At 58.9% G+C, this 7,227-nt stretch carries 7 protein-coding genes; 4 read left to right on the top strand and 3 right to left on the bottom strand.

The genetic code is table 11. The annotated features are described in order from the left end of the window. The first annotated feature begins 130 nt into the window (after positions 1 to 130). Genes QZ302_RS07570 through def form a run of 3 tightly spaced genes read left to right on the top strand, consistent with a single transcriptional unit; the run spans position 131 to position 2,871 of the window. Complete coding sequence (locus QZ302_RS07570) at positions 131 to 856, top strand: pyridoxine 5'-phosphate synthase (RefSeq protein ID WP_294594160.1); 726 nt, start codon at positions 131 to 133, stop codon at positions 854 to 856. A 4-nt stretch (positions 857 to 860) separates the two neighbouring features. Further along, entirely contained in the window at positions 861 to 2,300 is a 1,440-nt protein-coding gene (locus tag QZ302_RS07565) for an HD domain-containing protein (RefSeq protein WP_294594158.1), read from the top strand. 13 nt (positions 2,301 to 2,313) lie between these two features. Beyond that, on the top strand, positions 2,314 to 2,871 hold the full coding sequence (gene def, locus QZ302_RS07560; RefSeq protein WP_294594156.1) for a peptide deformylase: 558 nt from the start codon (positions 2,314 to 2,316) through the stop codon (positions 2,869 to 2,871). Positions 2,872 to 3,144: 273 nt separating this feature from the next. Here def and glsA read toward each other — a convergent pair whose 3' ends face one another. Further along, positions 3,145 to 4,110: a glutaminase A gene (gene glsA, locus QZ302_RS07555; RefSeq protein ID WP_294594154.1), complete on the bottom strand. Its 966-nt coding sequence runs from the start codon at positions 4,108 to 4,110 to the stop codon at positions 3,145 to 3,147. Between the two features lie 29 nt (positions 4,111 to 4,139). Between glsA and QZ302_RS07550 the strand changes: the two genes are divergently transcribed. Next, complete coding sequence (locus tag QZ302_RS07550; protein ID WP_294594152.1) at positions 4,140 to 4,379, top strand: hypothetical protein; 240 nt, start codon at positions 4,140 to 4,142, stop codon at positions 4,377 to 4,379. Between the two features lie 190 nt (positions 4,380 to 4,569). Here QZ302_RS07550 and QZ302_RS07545 read toward each other — a convergent pair whose 3' ends face one another. Then, complete coding sequence (locus tag QZ302_RS07545; protein WP_294594149.1) at positions 4,570 to 5,007, bottom strand: YtxH domain-containing protein; 438 nt, start codon at positions 5,005 to 5,007, stop codon at positions 4,570 to 4,572. A gap of 38 nt (positions 5,008 to 5,045) precedes the next feature. Then, positions 5,046 to 6,548: a putative glutamine/gamma-aminobutyrate antiporter GadC gene (gene gadC, locus QZ302_RS07540; RefSeq protein ID WP_294594148.1), complete on the bottom strand. Its 1,503-nt coding sequence runs from the start codon at positions 6,546 to 6,548 to the stop codon at positions 5,046 to 5,048. Positions 6,549 to 7,227 lie beyond the last annotated feature (679 nt).

The following is a 7,227-nucleotide window of genomic DNA, read 5'->3' as shown; positions in this document are numbered from 1 at the left end:
AGACACGGCCAGAGCATCCCGCAGGGATGCGCTCTGAAGTTTTTTTGGTTCTTTTTGTTCACAAAAAGAACAGTACCCTCCCGGGCAAGTACAGATAAACGAACGATTAAAAACAAAAGTAGGTAAAAAAATGACCAAGTTAAGCGTAAACATCAATAAGATCGCCACCCTGCGTAACTCCCGCGGCGGGAACACGCCCGATCTGCTCGAAGCCGCCCGGAACATCGAGCGGTTCGGCGCACAGGGGATCACCGTGCATCCCCGACCAGACGAGCGTCACATCCGGTACGCCGACGTGCGCGCCTTGAAACCCCTGCTCGCCACCGAGTTCAACATCGAGGGGTACCCCGGCGAACGATTTATCGAACTCGTGAACGAAGTGCGCCCCGCACAGGTCACCCTCGTTCCGGACGGGCCCGATGCCATCACCTCCAATGCCGGGTGGGATACGCTGAAAAACAAAGACTTATTGACAGAAATAACCCAAGGGTTCCAGCAGAACGGCATCCGCGTCTCCATTTTCGTGGATGCCGATCCCCGGATGGTCGAAGGCGCCGCGCAGATCGGCGCCGACCGCGTCGAGCTCTACACCGAAGCCTACGCCACCGGTTATCGCAACAACCGCGAAGCGGCCATCGCCCCGTTCGTGACCGCTGCCGAAGCCGCCGCAGCGTGCGGTTTGGGATTGAACGCCGGGCACGACCTCAGTTTGGAGAATCTTGAATACTTCGCCGCCCGGATTCCGGGGCTGCTCGAAGTCTCGATCGGCCACGCCCTTATTTCCGAGGCCCTGTATCTCGGGCTCGAAAACACCGTCCGGCTCTACCGCCAGAAACTGCGTAACACCGAACGATAGCACCATGGAGGCGACGATTCGAAAAGCCCTGGGCGACCCCCTCTTCCGCCGCATCGGCGCCATCGCCGACCGGCGCGGCGTACAAGCCTATGCGATAGGCGGTTATGTGCGCGACACCTTCCTCCTGCGGCCCTGCACCGACATCGACATCGTCGTCGTGGGGGGAGGCACCGGCGGCGGGATCGCCGTTGCCGAAGAGCTGGGGCGCGAAGTGCGCAGCCGGGTCAATGTTTTCCGGAACTTCGGCACCGCCATGCTGCGCGTCGGCGAGTGGGAAGTCGAATTCGTCGGCGCCCGGCGCGAATCCTACCGCGCCGACTCGCGCAAACCCATCGTCGAGGACGGCACCATGGAAGACGACCAGCGGAGGCGCGACTTTACCATCAACGCCATGGCCTTCGGGCTGAACGGCGACAACTTCGGCGAGCTGGTCGATCCGTTCGGCGGGATGGAGGACATGGAGGCCCAGCTCATCCGGACGCCGCTCGATCCCGACACCACCTTCTCGGACGACCCCCTGCGGATGGTGCGCGCCATCCGGTTCGCCACCCAGCTCGACTTTCGGATCGAACCCGAAACTTTCGCCGCCATCCGGCGCAACCGCGAGCGGATCGGCATCATCTCCCGCGAGCGGATCGCCACCGAAGTCGAGAAGATCATGCGCTCGCCCCGGCCCTCGAAAGGGTGGCGGCTCTTCGACGAGAGCGGCCTGCTGGAGCTGATCTTTCCGCAGCTCGCCCGGCTCAAAGGGGTGGAAACCGTGCGCGGGCGGGGGCACAAGGACAATTTTTTGCACACCCTGAAAGTTTTAGATAATATCGTCCCCCGAACCGACCACCTCTGGCTGCGGTGGGCCGCCCTGCTGCACGACATCGGCAAGCCCCGCACCAAGGCTTGGGACGACCGGGCCGGGTGGACCTTCCACGGACACGAAGTGGTCGGTTCGAAGATGATTCCGGCCATCTTCCGCGAACAGAAACTCCCGATGGACGAGCGGATGAAATACGTCCAGAAGCTCGTTTTTCTCCACCTGCGGCCCATTATCCTGTCGGAAGACGAAGTGACCGACTCGGCCGTGCGGCGGCTGCTGTTCGAAGCCGGCGACGATATCGACGAGCTGATGACCCTTTGCGAAGCGGACATCACCTCGGGCAACGACGCCAAAGTGCGGCGCTACCTGGCCAATTTCGCCCTTGTGCGGCGCAAGCTCAAAGAGATCGAGGAGAAAGACCACATCCGGAACTTCCAGCCCCCGATTACCGGGGAGATCATTATGGAGACCTACGGCCTGCCGCCTTGCCGGGCCGTGGGGGTGATCAAGGAGGGGATCAAGAACGCCATCCTCGACGGCGAGATTCCCAACGAATACGAGGCGGCCTACGCCCTGATGGAGCGACTGGCCGCGGCCGAGGGGCTGGCGCCCTGTCGGCGGGACGAGCAATAAAAAACAGTGTGTCATGATACTACCGATTTACCTTTACGGCACCCCGGTGCTGCGCGAGCAGGCTCGCGAGATCGACCCCGCGACCTATCCCGAGTTGCAGAAACTGATCGACGACATGTTCGAAACGATGCTCCAGGCGGACGGCGTGGGGCTGGCCGCTCCTCAGATCGGCCTGCCGATCCGGCTCTTCTGCATCGACCTGACCCCCGTGGCGAACGAACTGCCCAAAGGGATGCCCCTGCGGCAGGTCTTTATCAACGCCGAGATCTACGAACGCGGCGGCGCGAACATCAAGATGAACGAGGGGTGTTTGAGTTTGCCGGGGTTGAACGAAGATGTGGTGCGTCCGTCGAACATCCGGATCCGCTACATCGACGAGCATCTCCAGCCGCGGGACGAGGCGTTCGACGGCTATCCGGCGCGCGTGATCCAGCACGAATACGACCATACGGACGGGATGGTCTTCACGGATCGGATCGCGCCGTTGCGCAAGAACCTGATTAAATCGAAGCTGGCGGCTTTCGTGAAGGGGAAATACCGGGCATCGTACCGCTGCAAGGCGGCGAAGTAGGGGATAGACGGGCGGCGGACGTCTATTTTATCGATTTACGGAGCGTTCCGTCAGGAACGCTCCGTTTCTTTTGGGGGGCGGTTGGAAAGTTGAGGCGCCCCGAGTCCCCCTCGCACACACAAAAAAGTTCCTCCCGCCCTTGGCCTCGTTCAGAGGGAAGGACGGGAGGAACCCCATTCGCGTCGGACAACACAAACGTTGTGCCCGTTCGCGCCGGACGAATGCCCGATGCCGCAAACGACCGGTCGAACCGTGCGAAACGTCCGGCGAAAGCTATGCCGTAATCTCGATACTGTCGCCCCCGTACACGTTCACGCCCAGATGCTGGGTAATGTACTTGATGGCGAGCTGCGCTTTCACCGAGTTGCCGGCGTCGTCGAGCGGCGGGGCGAAAGCGGCGATTCCAAACCCACCGGGCAGAACGCCCATGATGCCGCCTCCGACACCCGTCTTAGCCGGGATTCCGCTGGTATACATCCAATCGCCCGTGTGTTCGTAGAAGCCCACCGCGGCGATCAACGCCACGATCTTCGGGGCCAGAGCGGACGGAAAAACCTGCTGTTTCGTCACGGGGTTCATGCCGTACGAAGCGATCGTACATCCCGCAACGGCCAGCTGGCGCGCCGTCACTCCCATTGAACACTGGCGCGTGTAGAGGTCCAGCGACATATCCGGATCGTCGTAGATCCGGTCGTAGTTCTTCAGCAGCCACGCGATCGACTTGTTGTTGAAGTTGGTGGCTGTTTCTGACTTGTAGAGCTCCTGCTGCAAAACCAGCGGGGAACCGCACAGATCGGTCATGTTATCCACGATGGCCTGCCACTTGGCGTCGGCATTGCCCACCGGTTTCACCAGGCTACAGGCCGAAATGGCTCCCGAATTGACCAACGGCGTACTCGGGTGGTCTTTTTCGAGCAGAATCGCCATGATGGAGTTAAACGGAAGCCCCGTCGCGTCGGCGCCGATCTTCGCGAGCAGCTCGTCGGCACCCGACTGGCGCAAAACCAGCACGGCGGTGTGCACTTTCGAGATGGATTCGATGCCGAAGACATAGTCCGTGTCGCCGGCTTCGATCAACTCGCCGTTCGGAAGACACAACGCGATCCCGAACAGGTCGGAGGGCACGTTGGCCAGATAGGGAATATAGTCGGCGTTCGCACCTCCGGTGGCGCTTTTCACCTGGTCGTAGGCCTCGGCTACCAAGGCCCGAAGTGATGAGGTCGAAATCGTCTTTTTCATAACCTGAAATTTTATCCGATCGATTTTTTGTGTTCCTGATCATTGTGCTGGAGGGTACTGTTCTCTTTAACTTCGCTCCGCTCGTTTTCCTCCTCGCCGCTCGGCAATTTGCAAACTATGTTTGCATTGCGCTCGCTGGCAGCGTCGGTTGTGAACAAAAAGAACCAAAAAAAACTTTAGACGGATGCTTACGCATCCTCAAGCTGCCGGTCGCCCAAATCTCGGTTGGTTCGTTGGGCTGTGGTTTTCCGGCGCAGCGCGCTAAATAATTGGGCATGATACCCTAAGCGCGCTCGCCGAGAAAACCCAGCCCGACAGATTCACGAAACATGAGGACTGCGGAGCCTAAGGAGTAGCGTAGCTATCATGAAAGTTCTTTGGGTACCTTTCTTGAAAGAAAGGTACGGTTCCATACAGAACAAAGAACGGAATGCAAAAAATCGATCGGATAATTACATGTTATTTTTTACAGCTTTTGCACGCGCCTTTTTTCTTGGCATTTTCGCCCACCTCGTCCGCCTTTTCACCGACCTTGTGCGCCGCCGCCGAGACCGCCGTAGCAGCCGTAGCCACCCCCTTGTTCACCTTCTCCTTGACCGTTTCGGAGACCTGATCCGCCTTTTCTTTGACCGTTTCCTTCATATGTCCGGCCTTTTCCTTCGCCTGATCGGTTTTCTCCTTGACCGTTTCTTTGACCTGTTCGGCCTTTTCTTTCACAGCCTCTTTCATTTGGGCCGCTTTTTCTTTGACCGTTTCTTTGACCTGTCCGGCCTTGATCGACACAGCCGTAGCCGCATCCGAAGCCGCATCTTTTACCGCTTTTCCGGCGTCTTTCAGTTTGCTTTTTGCTCCAGCCAAAGCTACTTTGGCTGCTGCGTTGCTTGCATTTGTTTTCATAACAGATAAGTTTTTAAAAGGTTATATAATAGAGTGAATTAGTGGGTTTTCGAATCGGCCGTTCCGGGCGCCGGCGTCGCAGCGGGAATTTCCCAGTGGAACGGTTGGAAATCGGAGTTCGGGTCGCGCCAGCTCGGTTTGCGCAGCGCGTAGATGATGAACGGCGTGGCCACCACGATCACCGCCCCGACGATCAGCACCCCGAACCACATGCCGTTGCTGATGCCCGAGATGGAGCCCGGCTTCACGAAGCTCAGCACGAAGGCCAGCAGCGAGCCGCAGAACCCGACACCGCCGACCAGCCACAGGAGCGCGTTGCCCTGGCGACCGATCCGGAACGGGCGTTGTTCCTTCGGCATCCGGTAGCGCAGCACGATGGCCGAGGCGAACATCAGCATGTACATGATGAGGTAGAGCAGGACCGTCAGCTGCGAGAGTATCTGGTAGAAGGACTGCACCGACGGCATGATGACGAACAGGAGCCCCAGCAGGGTCACCACCCCGCCCTGGATGTAGAGGATATTCTTCTGCACGCCCAGTTTGTTGGTCTTCTGGAAGAACGGCGGCAGGTAGCCCGAGCGTCCGACGGTGAAGATCCCTTTCGAAGGGCCGGCCACCCAGGTCAGCACGCCCGCCAGCACGCCGAAGGCCAGTGCCACGGCGATCACCGGGGTCGCCCACGTCAGGTGGAGGTATTTCAGGTAGCCGTCGAAGCCGACCAGCAGCGACTGGGTCAGGTTGATGTCCTTGGCGGGCACCACGAAGCCCAGGGCGAAGGTGCCGAGCACGAAGATCAGCACGGTAGCGGCGGCGCTGATAAAGATGGCTTTCGGATAGTTCCGGTCGGGATTCTTGACATCCATCACGTGGACGCCCATCATTTCCATCCCGGCATAGAAGAGGAAGATGCTGGAGGCGAGGACGAGGTTGTCGAATTTCGAAAGGTCGGGGAAGAAGCTCTGGCTCATGTCCATGTGGTTCTGTCCTCCGGTGGCGATGTAGATCACGCCGAAGACGATCAGCAGCCCGGCCGGAATGATGGTGCCGACCATGGCCCCGATTTTCGAGACCTTGCCGACCCACCCCAAGCCTTTGAGCGAGATGAAGGTCGCGATCCAGTAGATGGCCAGCACGACGATCAGCGTATAGAGTTTGTTCGAGGCGAGGGTCATGTCGTGGACTTCGTTCATGCCGATAAAGGCGATGGAGACGGCTCCGAAGGTGAGCACGGTGGGGAACCAGATGGTGCTTTCGACCCACTGGAGGAAGATGGCGAGGAATCCGGCCCGGGTTCCCATGGCTTCGCCCACCCAGCGGAAGACGCCGCCCTGCTTGGTGGAGAACATGGCGGCCAGTTCGGCAGCCACGAGCGCCGTCGGGATCAGGAAGACGATGGCGGCGAAGAGGTAGTAAAACGCGGAACTGAGTCCGTAGGTGGCTTCGGCCGGAAGCCCCCGTAGGCTCACCACGGCGGCGATGTTCATGATGGCCAGCGTCATCACGCTGAGCTTGACCGCGGTGGATTTGGTAGAACTTGCCATGATCGGATAGGTTTTAGAAAATGAATAACTTGATTTTCGGTTCGATAATCCTTTCGTCATATGTGGATCCGGGACGTTCGGTCGTTTGAAGCAGGCTTCGGCCGGTTTTTCGATGGTGCCGGGGAGCGAGCCTTCGGATGGCGTGTCGTCGGTTCGTGACACAGTATTGCAAAGAGCGTGCAATTTCGTTCCGTTTCGCGAGATTTTTTTAAGCCGGGATTTTAACTCGAAGAAAATCTGTTGTTTATAATTCGTCTGCGAAGCGGGGGTTGCGCAGACAACGGGTTGGGCTGAGGCTGGTAGCGGAAATCCGTAAGCATTTCCCGTTCCCGCACCCACAGGGTGTATTGTTAGGGTTCTCTCTGCTTTATTTAGTGTGGCCCGCTTGGCCGACGCGTTCGCGTCATGGCGCGCGGCCGTTATTACTTTTCAGTTGCTCGCGTGCCGTCGCCTAAAGAAGCGATTCAACTATTTCGGCGGTGAGCCGAATGTAGATGAATCGTGCAGGCGCACGAAACAGAGAATCGGGTAGAGGCTGCCAGCAAAACACCCTGCGGGCGCGCCCCGGGCTTCCGCGACGCGGGAGACTATGGACGATTGGGAGGAGTGGTAAATGTCGGCGGCAGCGGATACAGTTGGTCTGTTGCAACCAATAGCATTCACAGTATATTTTTGGCTT

It is taken from the genome of uncultured Rikenella sp. (assembly GCF_910579375.1).
Taxonomy (GTDB): domain Bacteria; phylum Bacteroidota; class Bacteroidia; order Bacteroidales; family Rikenellaceae; genus Rikenella.
This window is presented reverse-complemented; position numbering and strand designations above follow the sequence as displayed.